Here is a 21,779-nt window from a genome sequence, read left to right on the forward strand (position 1 = left end):
TGGCTACTCCCCCGCCTGCGGGTCGGCGGTGTCGGTGGGGGTCTCGGACGGGGCGTCGTCCCCTGCGGCGGCCTCGGTGCCCTCGGCCAGGGTCGCGTGGAACTCCTCCACGGCGTCCGCCTCGGACTCGATGTGGCCGCGGGCCGCACCGGTCATGGCGGTACCCAGGTCCTCGGCGGTGACCGTGGCCGGGTCGGCGTCGGCGACCAGACGGCCGCGGTAGATCACCCGGATGGTGTCGGAGAGGCCGATCAGCTCGTCCAGGTCGGCGGAGATCAGCAGCACCGCGAGGCCGGCCCGCTGGGCGGTGCGGATGTGCTCCCAGATCTGCGCCTGCGCGCCGACGTCCACACCGCGGGTGGGGTGGGCGGCGATCAGCAGCTTGGGCTGGTGGCTCATCTCGCGGCCGATGATCAGCTTCTGCTGGTTGCCGCCGGAGAGGGAGGCCGCGGTGACCTCGATGCCGGGGGTGCGGACGTCGTACTCGTCGACGATCCGCTGGGTGTCCCTGCGGGCGGCGGCCGGGTCGAGCAGCACGCCCCTGGAGTTCGGGCTCTCGGTGACGTGGCCGAGGATCCGGTTCTCCCAGAGCGGGGCCTCCAGCAGCAGGCCGTGCCGGTGGCGGTCCTCGGGGATGTACCCGATGCCGGCCTCGCGGCGGGAGCGGGTGAGCGAGCCGGAGAGGTCCTTGCCGTCCAGGGTGACCGTCCCGCCGTCCAGCGGGAGCATGCCCATGATGGCCTCGACCAGTTCGGCCTGGCCGTTGCCCTCGACGCCGGCGATGCCGAGGATCTCGCCCTTGTGGATGCGCAGCGAGATGTCGTCCAGCACCACGCGCTCGATGCCCTCGGCGTCGGTCTTGGCGATCCGCAGGCCCTGGACGTCGAGCATCTCGTTGGTGGTGACGGTCGACTCGCGGCTCTCCGGGGAGGGCAGCTCGGCGCCGACCATCAGCTCGGCGAGCTGGCGCGCCGTGACGGTGCGCGGGTCCGCGTCGCCGACCGTGGTGCCGCGCCGGATGACGCTGATCGCGTCCGCCACCGCCAGCACCTCGTGCAGCTTGTGCGAGATGAAGATGACGGTGACGCCCTCGGCCTTGAGCTCGCGCAGGTTGTCGAAGAGCGCGTCGACCTCCTGCGGGACGAGCACCGCGGTGGGCTCGTCGAGGATGAGGATCTTGGCGCCGCGGTAGAGCACCTTGAGGATCTCGACCCGCTGGCGGTCGGCCACGCCGAGGTCCTCGAGCAGGGCGTCCGGGCGCACGCCCAGCCCGTACTGGTCGGAGATCTCCTTGATCTTCGCCTTGGCCTTGGCGCCGATGCCGTAGAGCTTCTCGCCGCCGAGGACGACGTTCTCCCAGACGGTCAGGTTGTCGGCGAGCATGAAGTGCTGGTGCACCATGCCGATGCCGCGCGCGATGGCCTCGCCCGGGGTGTTGAACTCGCACAGCTCGCCGTTGATGGCGATGGTGCCCTCGTCCGGCTTCTGCATGCCGTAGAGGATCTTCATCAGCGTCGACTTGCCGGCGCCGTTCTCACCCATGAGGGCGTGCACGGTGCCGGTGCGGACGGTGAGGTTGATGTCGTGGTTGGCCACGACGCCGGGGAAGCGCTTGGTGATGCCGCGCAGTTCGACGGCCGGTGTCGCCGTCCCCGCGCTGGGGGTACCGCCCTTGCTGAGGGCGGGGTCGGATGCGGTGATGGCGATCTCCTGGTGGTCTGGAGGCGCGTCGTTGCGCTGGAGGGCCAAGAAAAAACGATGAGGTACAGGAGGGGCCCGGGGGTGCGCACTGAGCGCACCCTGCCGGGCCCCTCCCTGATGCCGTGTCAATCATTGCGCTGCCGGGCAGGTGGCAGCGGCAGCGACGTCCCGCCGCGTCCTTACTTGGACGGGTCGGTGGGGACGGTGGTGGCGCCGCTCTTGATGGCGGTGGCGGCGTCGTTGAGCTTGCCCTGGATGTCGTCGATCTTGCCGCCGGTGGTGGCGAGCGAGACGCCGTCGGCCTTCAGGTCGAAGTTCTTCACGCCGGTGAAGGGGGAGCCCTTCTTGGCGGACTCGATGTAGGCGTAGACGGCCTTGTCGACGTTCTTCACCATCGAGGTGAGGATGCTGTTCTTGTACTTCGCCAGGGCCGGCTGGGCGGCCTGGTCGGAGTCGACGCCGATGGCCAGCTTGCCGGCGTTGGCGACGGCCTCGATGGAGCCGTTGCCGGAGGAGCCGGCCGCGGAGTAGATGACGTCCGCGCCCTTGTCCAGCTGGCCCTGCGCGGCCTCCTTGCCCTTGTCGGGCGAGTTGAAGCCGGAGAAGTCCGGGGGCGTGGTGAGGTAGGTGGTCTCGATCGCGATGTCCGGGGTGACGGACTTCGCGCCGGCCTTGTAGCCCGCCTCGAACTTCTTGATCAGCTCGGACTGCACGCCGCCGATGAAGCCGATGTGCTTGGTCTTGCTCTTCAGGGCGGCGGCAACGCCGGCCAGGTACGAGCCCTCCTGCTCCGAGAACGTCAGCGAGGTGACGTTGCTCGGCTGGGTGTCGGAGGCCGAGTCGATGATCGCGAACTTGGTGTTCGGGTTCTCCTTGGCGACCTTCTCGACCGCGGCCTGGTACACGAAGCCGACCGCGATGATCGGGTTGTACCCGGAGGTGACCAGGTTCTTGAGACGGGTCTCCTTGTCGGCCTCGGCCTCGCCGGTCTTGGCGTCGGCCTCGGTGACGGAGACGCCGAGGTCGGCCTTGGCCTTGTCGAGGCCACGGGCGGCGGAGTCGTTGAACGACTGGTCGCCACGGCCGCCGATGTCGTAGGCCATGCCGACCTTCAGGCCGCCCTCGGAGGAGCCGGAGGAAGCGTTGGTGTCGTTGCTCTTTGCGCCGCAAGCGGCGAGCGAGGCAATGCCCAGGGAACCCGAGAGCACAACCGCGGCGAGCTTAGTTGAACGGCGCAAGGGAATATCTCCTTCTCACACGCACCCGATTAGCGTGGTCGGACGCCACCGTAACGCGCGTAGAACACGGTTGTGTTACGGGCCGCCGGAGCATTCGGGTTGTTATCAAACCGTGGTCTGACAACCATCCCGGCTCCCCTCTCCCCTGGCGGACGGTGGCTGGAACTGACTCGGCCCAGTTTACGTAACCGGACATAAAGCCAGAATTTACGCAAACCGGACTGCCGCGAGCCCTACGCCCCGTCCACCTGCCGCCCGTCGGGCCCCCCGTCCAGCGCCAGCGCCGCGAACAGCTCCACGCCGATCCCGATCGCCCGCTCGTCCACGTCGAAACGGCCCTGGTGCAGGTCGCGCACGGTGGTGTCGCCGGGGGCGCGGACGCCCAGCCGGGCCAGCGCACCCGGGGCGTGCTCCAGGTACCAGGAGAAGTCCTCGCCGCCGAGGCTCTGCTCGGTGTCCTCCACCACCTGGCGGCCGTCCTGGCCGAACCGGGCCGTCATGGCGGCCTCCAGCAGGCCCACCGAGACCGCCTCGTTGACCACCGGCGGCACCCCGCGGTGGTAGTCGAGCGTCCACTTCGCCCGGTAGGTCTCGGCCAGCTTGGCGATCAGCTCGTGCAGCTGGTCCGGCGCCTCGCGCCAGCCGGCCAGGTCCAGGCAGCGGACGGTGCCCTCCAGCTCGGCGTGCTGCGGGATCACGTTGGGCGCCGAGCCGGAGGCGATCCGGCCCCAGACCAGGCTGACGCCCCAGCGCGGGTCCATCCGGCGGCCCAGCGCGGCCGGCAGGTCGGCGGCCATCCGGGCGATCGCCGTCACCAGGTCGGTGGTCAGGTGCGGGCGGGCGGTGTGGCCGCCCGGGCCGTCCAGGTGCAGCACCAGCCGGTCGCAGGCCGAGGTGATCGCCCCGGTGCGCAGCCCGATCCGCCCGGCCTCCACCTTGGGGTCGCAGTGCACCGCGAAGATCCGGCCGACGCCGTCCATCCCGCCGGCGTTGATCACGTCCAGCGCCCCGCCCGGCATGACCTCCTCGGCCGGCTGGAAGACCAGCCGGACGGGCCGGCGCAGCTCGCCGGTGCGGGCGGCCTCCGCCAGCACCAGGGCGGTGCCCAGCACCACGGAGGTGTGCACGTCGTGGCCGCAGGCGTGGGCCCGGCCGGGGACGGTCGAGCGGTACGGGACGTCCGTCTTGGCGTCGTCGATCGGCAGCGCGTCGATGTCGGCGCGGAACGCCAGGAACTCGGCGCCGCGCGGGGTCCCGTCCGGGACGATGTCGACGGTCATCCCGGTGCCGCCGGGCAGCACCCGGGGGGCCAGGCCCGCCGCCGTCAGCCGGTCGCGCAGCAGGCCGGTGGTGCGGAACTCCTGGCGTCCCAGCTCCGGGTGCCGGTGCAGGTCGCGGCGGAAGGCGATCAGCTCCGGCTCCAGCGCCCTGACCCGGCCGCGCAGGTCTGCGGAGGGGCGGGCAGTGGTGAGCGTGACGGCCGACTGGGCGGACTCAGGACGGTTCATCTCAACAAGAGTAGGCCTGTTGGGGGGATTTGGCCCGACTTCCCCGAAAGTAGTCCCCGGATGGGCGCATACCGGCCGAGCAGGTGGGTATGACATCTCGTTTTAGCCGCCTTCCCCGGGTTGCGTGTCCTGTGCAACGACCGCCCGCGCCGGCGGTCACGGCCCCCGTGCCGCGGCGGTGTGACGATCCTTCAGAACCGCTCGTCCGGCGTGTACGTCCCCCACACCTCGCGCAGCGCGTCGCAGACCTCGCCGAGCGTGGCCCGGGCGGCCAGCGCCTCCTTCATCGGGTACAGCACGTTGTCCCGTCCCCCGGCCGCGCGGCGCAGGGCGCCGAGCGAGCGGGCGACCACCGAGGAGTCCCGCCCGGCCCGCAACCGGGCCAGCCGCCCGGCCTGCTGCTCCTCGATCGCGGGGTCCACCCGCAGCGGCTGGTACGGCTCCTCGGCGTCCAGCCGGAAGCGGTTGACGCCGACCACCGTCCGCTCGCCCGAGTCGGTCTCCTGCTGGACGCGGTAGGCCGTGCGCTCGATCTCGGCCTTCTGGTAGCCGGCCTCGATCGCGGCCACCGCGCCGCCCAGCTCCTCGACCCGGGCCATCAGGGCGAGGGCGGCGGCCTCCACCTCGTCGGTCAGCGACTCGACCACGTACGAGCCCGCGAAGGGGTCGACGGTGGCGGTGACGTCGGTCTCGTGGGCGAGTACCTGCTGGGTGCGCAGCGCCAGCCGGGCGGACTTCTCGGTGGGCAGCGCGATCGCCTCGTCGAAGCCGTTGGTGTGCAGCGACTGGGTGCCGCCGAGCACCGCTGCCAGCGCCTGGACCGCGACCCGGACGAGGTTGACCTCGGGCTGCTGCGCCGTCAGCTGCACCCCCGCGGTCTGGGTGTGGAAGCGGAGCATCTGCGAGCGCGGGTTCTGCGCGCCGAACTCCTCGCGCATGACGCGGGCCCAGATCCGGCGGGCGGCGCGGAACTTGGCCACCTCCTCCAGCAGGGTGGTGCGGGCCACGAAGAAGAAGGAGAGCCGGGGCGCGAAGTCGTCGACCGCCATGCCGGCCGCGACGGCGGTGCGCACGTACGCGATGCCGTTGGCGAGGGTGAAGGCGATCTCCTGCGCGGGGCCCGCCCCGGCCTCGGCCATGTGGTAGCCCGAGATCGAGATGGTGTTCCAGCGGGGGATCTCGGCCCGGCAGTACCGGAACACGTCCGCGGCCAGCCGCAGCGAGGGCTTCGGCGGGAAGATGTAGGTGCCGCGGGCGATGTACTCCTTCAGCACGTCGTTCTGCACGGTGCCGGTCAGCCGGTCCGGTGCGACGCCCTGGGCCTCGCCGACCAGCTGGTACAGGAGCAGCAGCAGGCCGGCGGGCGCGTTGATGGTCATCGAGGTGGAGACCTCGCCCAGCGGGATGCCGTCGAACAGGACGCCCATGTCCTCGACGCTGTCGATCGCCACCCCGACCTTGCCGACCTCGCCGGCCGCGATCCGGGCGTCCGAGTCGTAGCCCATCTGGGTGGGCAGGTCGAAGGCGACCGAGAGGCCGGTGCCGCCGCCGGCGATCAGCTGGCGGTAGCGGGCGTTGGACTCGGCGGCGGTGCCGAAGCCGGCGTACTGGCGCATCGTCCACGGCCGGCCGGTGTACATCGTCGGGTGGACGCCCCGGGTGTACGGGTACTCCCCCGGGTTTCCGAGGCGTTCCCGCGGATCCCAGCCGGCCAGGTCCCCGGGGCCGTAGAGCGGTGCGAACGGGAAGCCCGACTCGGTGCGGCGCGGCTCGGCTGCCATGGTGTCCTCCGCGGGGTCGGCGGGACGGTGCACTCGTCCCTTCGAATCTAGGCGGTGACGGGCGGCGCCGACACCGTTGAGATGATCGGGTGAGCGACCGAATCGCTTCCGACCCCACGCTTCCGAGGAGTGGCAATGACCGAACAGAAGGTGGCCGTGGTCACCGGTGCGAGCAGCGGGATCGGCGCCGCGACCGCCCGCCGGCTCGCCGCCGAGGGCTTCGACGTGGTGCTGACCGCCCGCCGGACCGACCGGATCGAGGCCCTGGCCAAGGAGACCGGCGGCCGTGCCTACACCCTGGACGTCACCGACCGGGCGGCCGTGGACGCCTTCGCGGCCGCGATCGGCCGGGTGGACGTGCTGGTCAACAACGCCGGCGGGGCGATCGGCGCCGAGTCGGTGGAGGCCGGCGACCCGGCCGACTGGCTGGCGATGTACGAGGTCAACGTGCTCGGCGTGCTGCACATGACGCAGGCCCTGCTGCCGGCGCTGCGGGCGAGCGGCGACGGCACCGTCCTCGTCCTCTCCTCCACCGCCGCGCTGGCCGCCTACGAGGGCGGCGGCGGCTACGTGGCGGCCAAGCACGCGGCGCACACCATCGCGGCGACGCTGCGGCTGGAGCTGTGCGGCGAGCCGATCCGGGTGATCGAGATCGCGCCCGGCATGGTGAAGTCCGAGGGCTTCGCGGTGACCCGCTTCCGGGGTGACGAGGACAAGGCGGCGGCCGTGTACGCGGGCGTCGCCGAGCCGCTGACCTCGGAGGACGTCGCGGACACCGTCGCCTGGGCGGTCACCCGGCCCCCGCACGTCAACATCGACCTGCTGGTGGTCCGCCCGCGCGCCCAGGCCGCCAACCACAAGGTGCACCGGGCCTGACGCGGGACGGGCGGGCAGCCCGGGGGGTAGTGATCGGACGTGTCACCTCAGAGTGGTACATACGTGCGATGAAATCTCTCCGGGCCTCCCGCCCGCGGGTTCTGCTGACCGCACTCGCGGCCGGCACCCTGCTCCTCAGCTCCGCCTGCAACGACAGCACCAAGCCCGCCCAGGACCAGGCCGCCGGGGCCCCCTCCACGGCCGCCGCCACCCCGACGGCGACCCCGACCCCGACGCCGAAGCCCACCGGGGCGGACGACCCGGCGCTCAAGCCCTTCTACGGCCAGCAGATCGCCTGGGCCGCCTGCCCCGCCGACCCCCAGGCCGAGCAGGCCAAGATCGACATATCCGGGATGCTCTGCGGCAAGCTGCACGTCCCGCTCGACTACACCCACCCCGCCGCCGACGCCCTCGACCTCGCGATGATCAAGCTGCCGGCCGCCAAGCCGGACCAGAAGGTCGGTTCGCTGATGGTCAACCCGGGCGGCCCGGGCGCCTCGGGCATCGAGATGGTCAAGTACGGCGCCAAGGACTTCGACGGCGGCCTGCACAACCGCTTCGACGTGATCGGCTTCGACCCCCGCGGCACCGGCGACAGCTCGCCGGTCGTCTGCTTCGACGACAAGCAGAAGGACGCCCGCAACGAGGCCGACGACCCGCTCGACCCTGCGGTCCGCAAGGCCGAGCACGTCAAGAACGCCACCGAGCACGCCGCGGCCTGCCAGGCCAAGTCCGGCAAGCTGCTGCCCTTCGTCGGCACCCGCAACACCGCCCGGGACCTGGACGTGCTGCGCGCGGCCGTCGGCGACAAGAAGCTGAACTACCTCGGCGTCTCCTACGGCACCTACCTCGGCGCGGTCTACGCCGAGGAGTTCCCGAAGAACGCCGGCCGGCTCATCCTGGACGGCGCCGTCGACCCCGCCCAGGACCAGCTGGACCACGGCATCGACCAGCAGGTCGGCTTCGAGAAGTCCTTCGAGCGCTTCGCCGCCGACTGCGTGCAGAACCACGCCGCCGAGTGCCCGCTCGGCAAGGACCCGGCCAAGGCCGCCAAGAAGGCCGCCGACTTCCTCGACGGCCTGCACGACCACCCGATGACCGCCAAGGACGGCCGCAAGCTCGGCCGGGACCTCGCCTGGACCGGCACCACCCAGCTGCTGTACGGCGACGAGAAGACGACCTGGCAGTACCTGCGCAACGCGCTCGGCTGGGCCATGGTCGGCAACAAGCCCGACCCCCTGCTGGCGTTCGCGGACGAGTACAACGGCCGTGACGCGAAGGGCCACTACAACGCGATGGAGGAGGCGAACGGCGCGATCAGGTGCGCCGACAACGCCGCCCCGGCCCCGACCCCCGAGAAGGCCCAGCAGGCCGTGGCCAGGCTCCAGGCCGAGGCCCCGCTGTTCTCCAAGGGCGTCACGGTGGACGACTACAGCGAGCCGGGCTGCGCGTACTGGCCGTTCAAGACCCCGGAGAAGGCGCACACGATCCGCGCCGAGGGCGCCGACCCGATCCTGGTCGTCGGCTCCACCGGCGACCCGGCCACCCCGTACGCCTCCGCCGAGGCGCTGGCCAAGGGCTTCGCCGCCGCCACCCTGCTGACCCGGGTGGGCGAGGGCCACGGCGCGTTCGGCAAGGGGAACACCTGCATCGACTCCGCACTGGAGGCCTACCTGGTCGACGGCAAGCTGCCGGCGGCCGGGACGCGTTGTTCCTGAGGTGCCGGCGTTATTAGCAGATGAGGATGGGGAGGGCGCTGACACCGAGGTGTCAACGTCACAACTTGATAGCTCGATCGGATGAATTCCGCGTGCGCCCTCCCCAACTGATGACTGCTCAACTACCGTTGAGTCACTGCCCGGCGGGCGCTGGACGCCGCCCCGCAGTCCGATACTTCACCTGCTCCACCTCCCCTTTCACCGGCACCTTCCCGCCCTCACGAGGAGGACCCGCTGGCCAGCGACATCCCGCCGCAGCGGCTCGATCCCAGCTCCGAGCCGACCCTCCTCGGACTGCACCGCTTCAACGAGGCCGACGCCGGCGCCGCCGAGGAGGCCCTCCTGGCCTGCTGCGGCAGCCACCGCTGGGCCCTGCGCCTCACCGCACACCGGCCCTACCCCGACATAGAGTCCCTGCTGGCCGCCGCCAGCGAGGCCTCCTACGACCTGCGCCCGGCGGACCTCGCCGAGGCACTGGCGGACGAGAGCTGGATGCCGCAGCCGCTCCTCGGCATGCGCGCCCCCGGCAGCCAGGCCGCGCACACCGCGCTGCGGGCGGCCCACGCCGCGTACGAGGCGCGCTTCGGGCACGTCTTCGTGGTCTGCCTGGAGGGCGTCGCCCCCGAGGAGATGCTCGACACCGTGCTCACCTCCATCCGCACCCGGCTGGCCAACGACCCGGACGAGGAGCGGCTGATCGCCTCGGACGAACTGCGCCGGATCGCCCTGACCCGGCTGGAACACCTGGTCGCGACCCACTCGGAGGCCGGCGCGCGCTGAACCCGCCTCACCGCTTCGCCTGCGCGGCGCGGAGCTTCGCCACCTGCTGCCGGACGATCCGCTCGTCCGGCGCCGTGGCCGGCTCCGCGCCGACGCCCACCGTGCTGAAGACCGCCAGCGCCGGGCCGACCCGGACCAGGACCGCACGCTGGGAGAGCACCACCGAACCCGATTCATTCGTCAGGGTGAACCCGGTCACCGCGTCGGCTCCCCCTGGCGTGGGCGTGTCGTCCCGGCTCAACCGGTGCCTGGTCCGCACGCCCTTCCGCGCCTTGTCCACCGGCGGCGGCGGCGCGGTGGAGGTGAACGAGGCGCACGGGCCGAACAGCCTCTCCAGCTCCGCCTGGAGCTGCGCCGCCCGCCCGGTCCGGTAGCCGAGCAGCCCCCCGTACACGCCGCCCTGCGGGTCGGCCGCGCGCGCCACCCCCAGGTCGGTCTCCGCGTACGGGGCCCCCGGCCCGGGCGAGGCCGAGGCGGCGCCCGGCGGAGCGGCCGGGGCCACCGCGTCCAGCAGCGGCTGGCAGGCCGGCAGGTCGGAGACCTCCCGCGCACCGCCCGACCCGGTCTCGCCGTGCCCCGGCGTCATCACCGTCACCGTGTAGCCGGGCCCCAGGTCGGCGTCGGCCACCGCGGCCGCCCGCAGTTCGGCGGCGGACAGCTCGCGCCCCGGCCCGGCCCGGTCGGCGGAGCCGCCGACCGTGGTGCAGCCCGCCGCGAGCAGCAGGGCGCAGACGACGACGGAGGCGGACGGGCGGGGCTGGCGGAGCGGCACGGCGGCCTCGGCAGGGTGTCGGCGCGGGAGGGGCCGCCACCGTAGCGCAACCGGACGGTCACCCTGGGTCCCCGAACGGGGCGGAGTTCCCGCCCGACTAGGCCAGTCGTGCCTGATTGATCACACCTCGGGCCCCCGGAGGCGGTTACCGAGACGGCGTCGATAGGATGCTCGCGGCCGGTGGACCGTACCCGGCCGGGCTGACCGACACCGAAGCCGGCCGAGCCCCCAATCGCTTCCGGAGGGTTTTTCCGTGCCGGCTGGAACGTTGTACCGCGGCCGGGAAGGCATGTGGAGCTGGGTGGCTCATCGAGTCACCGGCGTCCTCATCTTCTTCTTCCTGTTCGCTCATGTCCTGGACACCGCGCTGGTGCGAGTGTCGCCCGAGGCGTACGACTCCGTCATTCAGACGTACAAGACGCCGCTGGTGAACCTGATGGAGTACGGCCTGGTGGCCGCCATCCTGTTCCACGCTCTCAACGGCCTGCGGGTCGTCGCCGTCGACTTCTGGTCGAAGGGCCCGAAGTACCAGAAGCAGATGCTCTGGACCGTGGTCGGGGTGTGGGTCGTCCTGCTGGCCGGCTCCTTCTACAACATCCTCGAACACACCCTGCTCACCTGGTTCGGGAAGTGATCTGAGACATGTCCACGGAAATCTCCGACGCCCTGGTGGTCCCCTCCGTCCAGGCGCACACCGGCAAGGGTCTCGGCACCGGCAACCCGGCGGACGAGTTCGTCATCGAGCCGGCCCGCCAGCGGACCAAGAAGACCCCGCGCCGCACCCGCACCAACTTCGAGATGCTGGCCTGGCTCTTCATGCGCCTGTCCGGCATCGTCCTCGTGGTGCTGATCCTCGGCCACCTGCTGATCATGCTGGTGCTCGACGGCGGCGTCTCGAAGATCGGCTTCGCCTTCGTGGCCGGCCGCTGGGCCTCGCCGTTCTGGCAGGGCTGGGACCTCCTGATGCTCTGGCTCGCCATGCTGCACGGCGCCAACGGCATGCGGACGGTCATCAACGACTACGCCGAGAAGGACTCCACCCGGCTCTGGCTGAAGGGCCTCATGGGTGCCGCCACGGTCTTCACCGTGCTGCTCGGCACCCTGGTGATCTTCACCTTCGACCCCAACATCTGACGACTCAGCATTTAATCGGCAATCGGCAGAGGCCAGAGGCGAGTTAACCCCCCATGCAGATTCACCAGTACGACACCGTCATCGTCGGCGCCGGCGGCGCCGGCATGCGCGCGGCCATCGAGTCGACCCAGCGCAGCCGCACCGCGGTGCTGACCAAGCTCTACCCCACCCGGTCCCACACCGGCGCGGCCCAGGGCGGCATGTGCGCCGCCCTCGCCAACGTCGAGGAGGACAACTGGGAGTGGCACACCTTCGACACGGTCAAGGGTGGTGACTACCTGGTCGACCAGGACGCCGCCGAGATCATGTGCAAGGAGGCCATCGACGCCGTCCTCGACCTGGAGAAGATGGGCCTGCCCTTCTCCCGCACCGAGCAGGGCCGGATCGACCAGCGCCGCTTCGGCGGCCACTCCCGCAACCACGGCGAGGCCCCGGTCCGCCGTTCCTGCTACGCGGCCGACCGCACCGGTCACATGATCCTCCAGACGCTGTTCCAGAACTGCGTCAAGCACGGTGTCGAGTTCTTCAACGAGTTCTACGTCCTCGACCTGCTGATCAACGAGGGCAAGACGGCCGGCGTCGTCGCCTACGAGCTGGCCACCGGCGAGATCCACGTCTTCCAGGCCAAGTCGGTCGTGTTCGCCTCCGGCGGCACCGGCAAGTTCTTCAAGGTCTCCTCCAACGCCCACACCCTCACCGGTGACGGCCAGGCCCTGGTCTACCGCCGCGGCCTGCCGCTGGAGGACATGGAGTTCTTCCAGTTCCACCCGACGGGCATCTGGCGCATGGGCATCCTGCTCACCGAGGGCGCCCGCGGCGAGGGCGGCATCCTGCGCAACAAGGACGGCGAGCGCTTCATGGAGCGCTACGCCCCCGTCATGAAGGACCTCGCGTCCCGTGACGTCTGCTCCCGCGCGATCTACACCGAGATCCGCGAAGGCCGCGGCTGCGGTCCGGACGGCGACCACGTCTACCTGGACCTCACCCACCTGCCGCCGGAGCAGCTGGACGCCAAGCTCCCGGACATCACCGAGTTCGCGCGCACCTACCTCGGCATCGAGCCCTACACGGACCCGATCCCGATCCAGCCCACCGCGCACTACGCCATGGGCGGCATCCCGACCAACGTCGAGGGTGAGGTCCTGCGCAACAACACCGACATCGTCCCGGGCCTGTACGCGGCCGGCGAGGTCGCCTGCGTGTCCGTGCACGGCGCCAACCGCCTGGGCACCAACTCGCTGCTGGACATCAACGTCTTCGGCAAGCGGGCCGGCATCGCCGCCGCCGACTACGCGCAGACGGTGGACTTCACCGAGCTGCCCGAGAACCCGGCCGAGAAGGTGCAGGCGCTGGTCGACGGCCTGCGCGAGTCCACCGGCACCGAGTCCGTGGCGCAGATCCGCAAGGAGCTGCAGGAGACCATGGACACCAACGCCATGGTCTACCGCACCGGCGCCACGCTGAAGCAGGCGGTCGAGGACATCGCCGCGCTGCGTGAGCGGTACAAGAACGTCGCCATCCAGGACAAGGGCTTCCGTTACAACACGGACCTGCTGGAGGCCGTCGAGCTGGGCAACCTGCTCGACCTGGCCGAGGTGCTGGCGGTCTCCGCGCTGGCCCGCGAGGAGTCGCGCGGCGGCCACTACCGCGAGGACTTCCCGACCCGTGACGACGTGAAGTTCATGCAGCACACCATGGCGTACCAGGAGGTTGCCGAGGACGGCACCACCTCCATCCGCCTCGACTACAAGCCGGTCGTCACGACCCGCTACCAGCCGATGGAGCGTAAGTACTGATGAGCACTCCGACTGTGGAGAAGCACTCGGCCGCTCTGGACGCGGCCGAGGCGGGCGGTGTCGAGCTGATCACCGTCACCTTCCGGATCCGCCGGTTCAACCCGGAGGAGCACCCGGACCCGGTGTGGGTCGACTACCAGCTGACCCTGGACCCGAAGGAGCGCGTCCTGGACGCGCTCAACAAGATCAAGTGGGAGCAGGACGGCACCCTCACCTACCGCCGTTCCTGCGCGCACGGCATCTGCGGCTCCGACGCGATGCGGATCAACGGCCGCAACCGGCTGGCGTGCAAGACCCTGATCAAGGACGTCAACCCGGAGAAGCCGATCACGATCGAGGCCATCAAGGGCCTCACGGTCCTCAAGGACCTGGTCGTGGACATGGACCCGTTCTTCCAGGCGTACAAGGACGTCATGCCGTTCCTCATCACCAAGGGGAACGACCCGACGCGTGAGCGCCTGCAGTCCGCCGAGGACCGCGAGCGCTTCGACGACACCACCAAGTGCATCCTGTGCGCCGCGTGCACGTCGTCCTGCCCGGTCTTCTGGAACGACGGCCAGTACTTCGGCCCGGCCGCGATCGTCAACGCGCACCGCTTCATCTTCGACTCGCGCGACGAGGGTGCCGAGCAGCGGCTGGAGATCCTCAACGACCGTGAGGGCGTCTGGCGCTGCCGGACCACCTTCAACTGCTCCGAGGCCTGCCCGCGTGGCATCGAGGTCACCAAGGCGATCCAGGAAGTGAAGCGGGCGCTGGTCACCCGCCGCTTCTGATCCACCGCCGAACACCGAGGGCCCGTCCGATCCTGTGATCGGACGGGCCCTCGGTCGTTCCCGGCGGCCGGCGTCAGCCGGCGGCCGGCTCGCGGCGGGTTGCGCGCAGGCCGCGGACGCCGACGGCACCGACGGCGACGCCGAGGACGAAGGAGGTCACGGCGAGCAGGAGGTGGATCCAGAAGAAGGCGGTGGGCTGGGAGTGGTCGCCGTTGGTGAAGGCCTGGCCGCCGGAGTCCTTCCAGAGGTTCTTGACGAAGGTGGTCCAGATGATCATGGACCAGACGCCGAAGGCGGTCAGGAACCAGGAGGTGCGGCGGCTGAGCTTCATGGGGGTCCTCAACGGGCGGTGGCGTGAAGAAGGTGTGCCCTCCCAGTATGCGCAGGCGTCCGTTCGGCGTACGGTGACCCCCTCCTGCGGATTACCGGCCCGGAGGGGCGGACGACGGGGGTCCTGACTGGGTACGGTCTGCTGGTGCCCAAACGCCCTAAGCTCGCACACCTGCTCGCCGCCTACGCCGCGGCCCTCCCGCTCCTCGCCGCCCCGGCGGCCGTCGCGGCCCCGCACGAGCCGCCGCCCCCGGCGGTGGCGATCGGCGGCGAGCGGCTGGGACTCTCCGGTGTCCAGGTCGCACCCCAGGCAGGCGCCCCGGCACTGCCGGCGGGACTCACCGGACAGTCCTGGGTGGTCGCCGACGCCACGTCAGGGGAGGTGCTGGCGGCCAGCAACCCGCACAAGCGGCTCGCACCGGCCAGCACGTTGAAGATCCTCTTCGCGGACACCGTGCTGCCCAAGTTCGACCGCAACCTGGTGCACAAGGTCGCGGACGCCGAGATCCAGGGGATCGGCGCCGGCAGCAGCCTCGTCGGCATCAAGGAGGATCTGGAGTACAAGGTCGAGGACCTCTGGCGCGGGGTGTTCCTCAGCTCGGGCAACGACGCGGTGCACGTCCTGTCGCACATGAACGGCGGGGTCCCGCAGACCGTCGCCGAGATGCAGGCCCGTGCGGACGCGCTCCAGGCCAGGGACACCAAGGTGGTGTCGCCGGACGGCTACGACATGGACGGCCAGCTCTCCTCGGCGTACGACCTGACGCTGTTCGCCCGGGCCGGGCTGCGCAACCCCGACTTCCGGATGTACTGCGCCACCCGGGACGCCCTGTTCCCCGGCGCGGTGGACAAGAACACGGGCCAGCGCGGCAGCTTCGGGATCGCCAACACCGACCGGCTGCTGGGCAAGTACCCGGGCCTGATCGGCGTGAAGAACGGTTTCACCACCGAGGCCGGCTCGACCTTCGTCGGCGCCGCCGAACGGGACGGCCGCACCCTGCTGGTGACGGTGATGCACCCGTCGACGTATCAGAAGGTGTACGACGAGACGGCGGCGCTGCTCGACTGGGGGTTCGCGGCCGCCGACAAGGTCACCCCGGTCGGACGGCTGGTGGACGAGGCCCCCGCCGGGGGCGCCGAGCCGGCGCCGACCGGGCAGGCGGGCGGCACCGCCGGGGTGCCCGCTCCGCCGCCGCACCCGTCACCCGCCGCCACGACCGCACCGCCGGCCGCGGCGGCCGCCACGACCGCCGCCGACACCGGCGACGACGGGCTCGGCCCGGCGGGCTGGACGGCCGTGGCGCTCGCCCTGGCCGCGGGCGGCGCCGGCGCGCTGTTCCTGCGGCGGCGACGCCGCCCGTCGTCCGGCTGACGGACGCCGTGTCAGGCCCGGTCTCACTCCTGGGGCCGGGCCTGCGGCTTGCCCGCCTCCGCCGGCGTCCCCGTCTGCGCCGCCGCCTCCTCCTCGTCGGCGGCGGCCACCATCGCCCGGGCGCGTTCGCGGGCCCGGTCGCGGGCGGCGGCCGGGTCGGCGGTGGCCGTCCAGGCGACGCAGTACATCAGCAGCCGGCAGACGAAGTTGATCCAGAGCAGCAGCGCCACCGGCACGCCGAAGGCGCCGTAGATGCTCTTCCCGGCCACCGAGCCGAGGTAGGAGGCGAGCAGGATCTTCAGCAGCTCGAAGCCGACCCCGCCGATCAGGGCCCCCTGGAGCACGTCCCGCCGCCGCTGGCCGCCGATCCCGGGGAAGGGCGCCAGCAGGTAGGCGAAGAGCACCATGTCGGAGGCGACCGCGATCAGCAGGCCGACGCCGGTCAGCAGGTAGCCGCCGGGCCCGCCGGTGCCCAGCCCGATCCACTCGGCGATCCGGCCGGCGAGGGTCGTCCCGGCGGTGGACGCGGCCAGCGAGAAGAGCGAGACCAGGCCCAGCCCGAAGAGCACCAGGCAGTCCAGGGCCTTGCGCAGCACGGCGTTGGTGTCGCTCTCCGGCAACTGCCAGACGTCCCGGATCGAGGTGCGCATGGTGTCCACCCAGCCGAGGCCGGAGATCAGCAGCAGCACGCCGCTGACCAGCCCGACCGCGCCCGCGTTGGCCACCAGCGAGGGCAGGTTGAGCGCGTCGGAGATGCCCGGCAGCTGGTCGGAGATGCGCTTCTGCAGCTCGGCGACCCGGGTGTCGCTGAAGGTCGCGACCGCGATCGCCAGCGCCACGGTGAGCAGCGGGAAGAGCGCGAGGAAGCCGAAGAAGGTGATCGCGCCGGCCAACCGGTTCCCGCGGGCGGTGGTGAAGTGCTGGTACACGCGGTAGGGGCGGCTGCGCAGCACCCGCGCCACGAGCGGGCCGATCACCGGAAGGCGGGTCAGGAAGTCCACGCGACCGGTTATACCGGCCGTTCGCCCGAACGGCCGTCAGGCTCCCCGCGTCCCCGCGGGGTTCGGCGGGTCAGCGCCTGACCAGCCGCCGGGCACGGGCCAGTGCGCGGACTGCCTGGTAGGCGCCGTAGCGGCCGTGGCTGAGCAGTTCGGTGCGCACGCCGTCGACTCCGGCCGGCGGCCGGTAGCCGGCCGGGCGCAGCCGGGCGCAGTGCGCGGCGGCCCGGCGGAAGTACTCGCGGCGGTCGCCGGGCGGGACGCGGCCGGCCTTGGAGACGACGGTGTTGAGGTGGTGCAGCATCCGGCCGTAGACCACCGGGCGCCAGCGGTCGAGGTCGGGGCGGCCGTCCAGGAAGGCGAAGACCAGGTCGTACTGGGCGAAGACGTCGAAGTGCTTGCGGCTGGCGGTGGCCAGGATGTTGCCGCCCTCCTGGCGCTGGCGGTAGTGCACGCCGACCTGGTCGAGCAGGGTGATGCTCTCCGCGGCGAGCAGCGCCGGGTACGTCCAGGGGGTGTCCTCGTAGTAGCCCGCGGGGAAGACGAGGCCCTGCCCGGTGATGAAGTCGCGGCGGTAGGCCTTGTTCCAGACCACCTGGAGCAGGTCGAGCAGGTCGGGCCGGCGGTCGAGGTCGAAGACGTCCGGGGAGTCGGCGCCGAAGACGTGCGCCGAGGCGGCGCGGGTGATCCGGCCGTCGGCGTAGGTGCGGGCGTAGTCGTAGACCAGGATGTCCGGGTCGCCGCCGGCCGCGAGCCGGTCGTCGACGGCCTTGAGCAGACCGGGGGTCAGCGTGTCGTCGCTGTCCAGGAAGATCACGTACTCGCCGGTGGCGACCTCCAGGCCGGCGTTGCGGGCCCGGCCGAGGCCGACGTTCTCCGGCAGGTGCAGCACCCGCACCCGGGGGTCGGCGGCGGCGGCCTCGTCGAGGATCGCGCCGCAGCCGTCCGGCGAGCGGTCGTCCACCGCGATCAGCTCGAAGTCCGGGCCGCCCTGGCCGAGCACCGAGTCGAGGCACTCGGGGAGGTACTCCTGGACCCGGTGGACGGGGACGATGACGCTGAAGCGGGGCATGGGCACAGAGTAGTGGCCGCCCGCCCGGCCGGTCCCACCCCGCCCGGTCCGCCGCGGGGCCGGTAGGGTGCGGGGCCGCGGCTCCGGACCTGCCCGGCGGCCCTCGGCGGCCCCGGAGGGCCTCCGGGGCCGGAAGGTAGGATCGCTGGGCACGTACGCACCGGTTCCAAGTGCGGCCAGGCCCCGAACGGGCTGCCACGCTCCTTCCCCAAGAAAGGCCTGCGTAGCCGATGGCTCCCCGCCTCTCCATCGTCGTCCCGATCTACAACGTCGAGCGCTACCTCGTGGAATGCCTCGACTCGATCGCCGCCCAGACGTTCACGGACTTCGAGTGCGTCATGGTCGACGACGGTTCGAAGGACGACAGCGCGGCGCTCGCCGAGGCGTACGCCGCCAAGGACTCCCGGTTCCGGCTGGTCCGCCAGGTGAACAAGGGCCTCGGCGCGGCCCGGAACACCGGCATCCGGCACATCGACCCGGACGCCGAGTTCCTCTGCTTCGTCGACAGCGACGACTCGATGCCGCCGAGCGCGTACGAGCTCATGATCAACACGCTGGACGAGACCGGCTCCGACTTCGTCACCGGCAACGTGCTGCGCTTCCGCGCGGTGGGCTACTACCAGTCCGGCGGGCACGTGAAGCCCTTCAAGGAGACCAGGCTCAAGACCCACATCACCGAGATCCCCGCGCTGGTCACCGACCGCACGGCGTGGAACAAGGTGTACCGCCGGTCCTTCTTCGACGCGGCCGGCCTGCTCTACCCCGAGGGCATCCTGTACGAGGACGCCCCGGTCAGCGTGCCGCACCACTACCTCGCCAAGAGCGTGGACGTGCTCTCCGAGCCGATCTACCACTGGCGCGAGCGCGAGGTCGGCGAGATGTCGATCACGCAGATGCGGACCAACCCCAAGGGCCTGGTCGACCGGGTCGCCTCGGTGGAGCTGGTCCGCGGCTGGCTGAAGAAGCAGACCGACCCGCGTTTCGCCGAGTACCTGCGCTCCTACGACGAGAACACCCTCGTCGAGGAGATCCCGATGTTCTTCTGGTCCGTCGTGGACGGCGACAAGGAGTACCGGGACGCCTACCTCAAGAACGTCGGCCGGCTGCTCCGGGCGATCGGCCCCGAGCAGGTCCGCAAGCTGCGCGCGCCGCTGCGGCTGAAGTACCACCTGACCCTGTCGGGCCGGATCGACGAGTTCGTCGAGCAGATCAAGTACGAGGGCGAGAGCAACGGCGGTGTCGCCGCCCGCGGCCTGCTGCGCCCGTACGCGGACTACCCGTTCCTGCGCGGCGGGCGCAAGAGCGTGCCGGCCTCCGTGCTCAAGCTGGACAACTCGCTGGTGATGCGCAGCCGGCTGTACGAGTCCGCCTGGGTCGGCGGCAAGCTGGAGCTGACCGGGCACGCCTACCCGGAGCAGCTGGGCGCCGCCAACAAGCTCGACATGGTCCGCACGCTGGTGCTGCGCGAGACCAAGGGCCGCCGGGTGCTCGCCGTGCCGATGAAGACCCTGTACAGCCCCGAGGCCACCGCCAGCTCCAAGCACGACCTGTACAACTGCGACTGGGCCGGCTTCAGCGTCGCCCTCGACCCCAAGAAGCTCAAGCAGCGGGGCCAGTGGAAGGACGGCAACTGGCGCGTCCTGGTGGCCGGCGCCGGCAAGGGCGGCGTCTACAAGGGCCGGATCTCGGCCGGCTGGAGCGACACCGCCGCGTACCTCCCCGCGCAGTGGGTCGATGCGGACGTGCGGGTCGTGCCGTGGGTCCGGGACGGCCACGTCTACCTGCGGGTGGAGACCGTCCGGGCGCGCGCGACCGGCCTGGCCGCCCACGGCGGCCGGGTGGAGGTGTCCGGCGCGGCCCGCTCCGGCCCGGACCTCGCCGGGGCCCGCCTCAAGCTCACCCACGTCGAGTCCGACCGCGAGCTGCTCTACCCGCTGGAGCTCGGCGCCCCGGTCGGCACGCTCCAGCCGTTCTCCACGTCCGTCCCGCTGGACGAGCTGACCGCCGTCCGCCGGGCCTGGGCCGAGCTCGACCCGGTCGCCAACGAGCGCAGCCGCGACCGCTGGGACACCGCCCTGCTGCTCGCCGACGGCCGCACCGTGCCGGTGGCGCTGGACGACCGCAACGCGCCCGAACAGCTGCACGTCGCGCTGAACCCGGACGCCCCGGCCGAGGAGCGCCGCGCGCTCTACTCCAAGCCCTCCCCCGGCGGCTACCTCCAGTTCTCCGACCAGCTGCTCCAGCCGGTGGTGGACGAGGTCGCCTCCCGCGGCGCCGACGGCTTCCTGTTCAGCGGGTCCTTCCCGCTGCCCGGCAACCACCGCTGGGAGCTCGTCGTGCGGCACAACTGGCGCGAGGAGGAGCACGTCTACCCGGTGGAGATCGCGGACGGCCGGTTCCGGGCCGCGCTGCCGCCGGTGCCGACGGCCTCCTTCGCCGGCCGGGTGCCGCTCGCCCAGGGCACCTGGGACGTCTTCTTCCGCCCGGTCGGCGAGCCGGCCGGCACGGTCCTGGTCCGGCACGCGCTGATCTCGCCCGACTGCTTCACCTCCCTGCCGCTGGAGGTCGAGTCGCGCGGCAAGCGGATCGTGCTGGAGCGCCGCTACTACGACGGCCTCTCGCTGGAGTCGCACTCGGCGCTGCTGCCCGAGGAGCGCAGCGGCTACCGCCAGCGCCAGCTGCGCACCGTCGACTACCCGACGGCCCGCCGGCTCCCGGTGCGCGACACCGTGCTCTACAACGTCGCGCTCGGCGGCCTCTACGCGGACTCGCCGCGGGCGATCCACGAGGAGCTGGTCCGCCGCGGCCTGCCGCTGGAGCACCTGTGGGGCAGCGACGACCTCCAGGCCGAGCTGCCGCAGACGGCGAACGCCATCCGGCTCTGGAGCCCCGAGTGGTTCGAGGCGCTGGCCACCGCCAAGTACATCGTCACCAGCGCGCACCTGCCGGACTTCTTCGTCCGCCGCCCCGGCCAGGTGGTCGTGCAGACCTGGCACGGCACCCCGCTGAAGCAGATCGGGTACGACTTCGAGAAGGTCTGGTTCACCGACGCCAACTACCTGAAGGGCCTCGCCGCCGAGGTTCCGAACTGGTCGGTGCTGGTGGCCGGGAACAGCTGGGCGGCGCCGGTGCTGCGCCGTGCGTTCGATTTCAAGGGCGAGATTCTGGAGAGCGGTTCGCCCCGGAACGACCTGCTGTTCGCCTCCGACCGGGAGAAGACCGCCGAGCAGGTCCGCGAGCGGCTCGGCCTGCCCGAGGGCAAGAAGGTCGTGCTCTACGCGCCGACCTTCCGCGAGGACCGGCGGCGCCCGAACGGCGGCTACCAGATCGACCTGCGGATCGACCTGGAGGCGGCGAAGGCCGCACTGGGCGACGACCAGGTCCTGCTGGTCCGCCGGCACAGCGTGATGTGCGGCCAGATCCCCGGCGCCGGCAACGGCTACATCTGGGACGTCGGCAGCTACCCCGACATGGCCGAGCTGCTGCTGATCGCCGACGTACTGGTCACCGACTACTCGGCCACGCTGTTCGACTTCGCCGCGACCGGTAAGCCGGTGCTGTTCTTCACGCACGACCTGGAGCACTACCGCGACAACCTGCGCGGCTTCAGCCTCGACTACGAGTCGGAGGCGCCCGGCCCGCTGCTGGCCACCTCGGAGGAGCTGGTCTCCGCGCTCGGCCGGGTCGACGAGCTGACCGCGGAGTACGCCGACAAGTACACGGCCTTCCGCGAGGCCTACTGCGACCTCGACGACGGCCACGCCGCGGCCCGCGTGGTGGACGGGATGCTCCGCCAGCAGTAGTCCGCCGACACCGCCCGGAGGGGGGCCGGGCGGGACCCCCCCCCGGGGGGGGCCGGCGGGGGGGGGGGGGTAGAGGGGGGGGGGGGGAGGTTTATGAACAAAAAACGGCGGCAAAACACAAAGAAAA

Annotated in this window: 17 protein-coding genes; 9 read left to right on the top strand and 8 right to left on the bottom strand. The window is 71.5% G+C overall.

Annotated elements, in window-relative coordinates; all coding sequences use genetic code 11:
• Nucleotides 1-3 precede the first annotated feature (3 nt).
• The 4 genes from ACFC1F_RS17790 to ACFC1F_RS17805 all read right to left on the bottom strand — a co-directional run bounded on the left by ACFC1F_RS17790 (nucleotide 4) and on the right by ACFC1F_RS17805 (nucleotide 6,228).
• Nucleotides 4-1,596: an ABC transporter ATP-binding protein gene (locus tag ACFC1F_RS17790; protein WP_376159324.1), complete on the bottom strand. Its 1,593-nt coding sequence runs from the start codon at nucleotides 1,594-1,596 to the stop codon at nucleotides 4-6.
• Nucleotides 1,597-1,880: 284 nt separating this feature from the next.
• Nucleotides 1,881-2,939, bottom strand: a complete 1,059-nt coding sequence (locus ACFC1F_RS17795; RefSeq protein ID WP_209416771.1) for a BMP family protein — start codon at nucleotides 2,937-2,939, stop codon at nucleotides 1,881-1,883.
• Nucleotides 2,940-3,172: 233 nt separating this feature from the next.
• A complete protein-coding gene (locus tag ACFC1F_RS17800) occupies nucleotides 3,173-4,447 on the bottom strand; it encodes an amidohydrolase (protein ID WP_376159306.1) in 1,275 nt (424 codons plus the stop codon).
• 191 nt (nucleotides 4,448-4,638) lie between these two features.
• Nucleotides 4,639-6,228: a methylmalonyl-CoA mutase gene (locus ACFC1F_RS17805; protein ID WP_376159308.1), complete on the bottom strand. Its 1,590-nt coding sequence runs from the start codon at nucleotides 6,226-6,228 to the stop codon at nucleotides 4,639-4,641.
• A 135-nt stretch (nucleotides 6,229-6,363) separates the two neighbouring features.
• Here ACFC1F_RS17805 and ACFC1F_RS17810 point away from each other — a divergent pair, with 135 nt between their 5' ends.
• From ACFC1F_RS17810 to ACFC1F_RS17820, 3 genes are all read left to right on the top strand, one after another.
• On the top strand, nucleotides 6,364-7,104 hold the full coding sequence (locus tag ACFC1F_RS17810) for an SDR family oxidoreductase (RefSeq protein WP_376159310.1): 741 nt from the start codon (nucleotides 6,364-6,366) through the stop codon (nucleotides 7,102-7,104).
• A gap of 68 nt (nucleotides 7,105-7,172) precedes the next feature.
• Nucleotides 7,173-8,822 carry an alpha/beta hydrolase gene (locus tag ACFC1F_RS17815; RefSeq protein WP_209416775.1) on the top strand — a complete coding sequence of 550 codons (1,650 nt, stop codon included), beginning with the start codon at nucleotides 7,173-7,175 and terminating at the stop codon, nucleotides 8,820-8,822.
• A gap of 342 nt (nucleotides 8,823-9,164) precedes the next feature.
• Complete coding sequence (locus tag ACFC1F_RS17820; RefSeq protein ID WP_374106189.1) at nucleotides 9,165-9,602, top strand: 2-oxo-4-hydroxy-4-carboxy-5-ureidoimidazoline decarboxylase; 438 nt, start codon at nucleotides 9,165-9,167, stop codon at nucleotides 9,600-9,602.
• A gap of 7 nt (nucleotides 9,603-9,609) precedes the next feature.
• Here ACFC1F_RS17820 and ACFC1F_RS17825 read toward each other — a convergent pair whose 3' ends face one another.
• Nucleotides 9,610-10,374, bottom strand: coding sequence for a hypothetical protein (locus ACFC1F_RS17825; RefSeq protein WP_376159312.1), 765 nt, complete (start codon nucleotides 10,372-10,374; stop codon nucleotides 9,610-9,612).
• Between the two features lie 253 nt (nucleotides 10,375-10,627).
• Between ACFC1F_RS17825 and sdhC the strand changes: the two genes are divergently transcribed.
• From sdhC to ACFC1F_RS17845, 4 genes are read left to right on the top strand one after another with little or no spacing between them, the layout of a single operon-like run.
• Nucleotides 10,628-11,008 (top strand): succinate dehydrogenase, cytochrome b556 subunit, encoded by a 381-nt coding sequence (gene sdhC, locus ACFC1F_RS17830; RefSeq protein ID WP_148644469.1) that lies wholly within the window; start codon nucleotides 10,628-10,630, stop codon nucleotides 11,006-11,008.
• Between the two features lie 8 nt (nucleotides 11,009-11,016).
• Nucleotides 11,017-11,508 (top strand): succinate dehydrogenase hydrophobic membrane anchor subunit, encoded by a 492-nt coding sequence (locus ACFC1F_RS17835; protein WP_148644468.1) that lies wholly within the window; start codon nucleotides 11,017-11,019, stop codon nucleotides 11,506-11,508.
• A gap of 53 nt (nucleotides 11,509-11,561) precedes the next feature.
• Entirely contained in the window at nucleotides 11,562-13,304 is a 1,743-nt protein-coding gene (sdhA, locus tag ACFC1F_RS17840) for a succinate dehydrogenase flavoprotein subunit (RefSeq protein ID WP_209416778.1), read from the top strand.
• Nucleotides 13,304-14,077 carry a succinate dehydrogenase iron-sulfur subunit gene (locus ACFC1F_RS17845; RefSeq protein ID WP_209416779.1) on the top strand — a complete coding sequence of 258 codons (774 nt, stop codon included), beginning with the start codon at nucleotides 13,304-13,306 and terminating at the stop codon, nucleotides 14,075-14,077. Before sdhA ends, ACFC1F_RS17845 begins: the two co-directional genes overlap by 1 nt.
• Before the next feature lie 73 nt (nucleotides 14,078-14,150).
• Here ACFC1F_RS17845 and ACFC1F_RS17850 read toward each other — a convergent pair whose 3' ends face one another.
• Nucleotides 14,151-14,408 (bottom strand): SCO4848 family membrane protein, encoded by a 258-nt coding sequence (locus tag ACFC1F_RS17850; RefSeq protein ID WP_209416780.1) that lies wholly within the window; start codon nucleotides 14,406-14,408, stop codon nucleotides 14,151-14,153.
• A 144-nt stretch (nucleotides 14,409-14,552) separates the two neighbouring features.
• On the opposite strand from ACFC1F_RS17850, the gene ACFC1F_RS17855 reads away from it, so the two are divergent.
• The gene (locus ACFC1F_RS17855) at nucleotides 14,553-15,779 is read left to right on the top strand and encodes a D-alanyl-D-alanine carboxypeptidase family protein (RefSeq protein ID WP_376159315.1); all 1,227 of its coding nucleotides are present in this window, start codon (nucleotides 14,553-14,555) and stop codon (nucleotides 15,777-15,779) included.
• Between the two features lie 23 nt (nucleotides 15,780-15,802).
• Here the strand turns inward: ACFC1F_RS17855 and ACFC1F_RS17860 are convergent, their stop codons facing one another.
• Nucleotides 15,803-16,780, bottom strand: coding sequence for a YihY/virulence factor BrkB family protein (locus ACFC1F_RS17860; protein WP_376159316.1), 978 nt, complete (start codon nucleotides 16,778-16,780; stop codon nucleotides 15,803-15,805).
• A 70-nt stretch (nucleotides 16,781-16,850) separates the two neighbouring features.
• Nucleotides 16,851-17,849: a glycosyltransferase family 2 protein gene (locus tag ACFC1F_RS17865; protein WP_376159317.1), complete on the bottom strand. Its 999-nt coding sequence runs from the start codon at nucleotides 17,847-17,849 to the stop codon at nucleotides 16,851-16,853.
• Between the two features lie 230 nt (nucleotides 17,850-18,079).
• On the opposite strand from ACFC1F_RS17865, the gene ACFC1F_RS17870 reads away from it, so the two are divergent.
• Complete coding sequence (locus ACFC1F_RS17870) at nucleotides 18,080-21,652, top strand: CDP-glycerol glycerophosphotransferase family protein (RefSeq protein ID WP_376159319.1); 3,573 nt, start codon at nucleotides 18,080-18,082, stop codon at nucleotides 21,650-21,652.
• Nucleotides 21,653-21,779: the final 127 nt, after the last annotated feature.

The sequence above is a fragment of the Kitasatospora sp. NPDC056181 genome (assembly GCF_042266225.1).
Lineage (GTDB): Bacteria > Actinomycetota > Actinomycetes > Streptomycetales > Streptomycetaceae > Kitasatospora.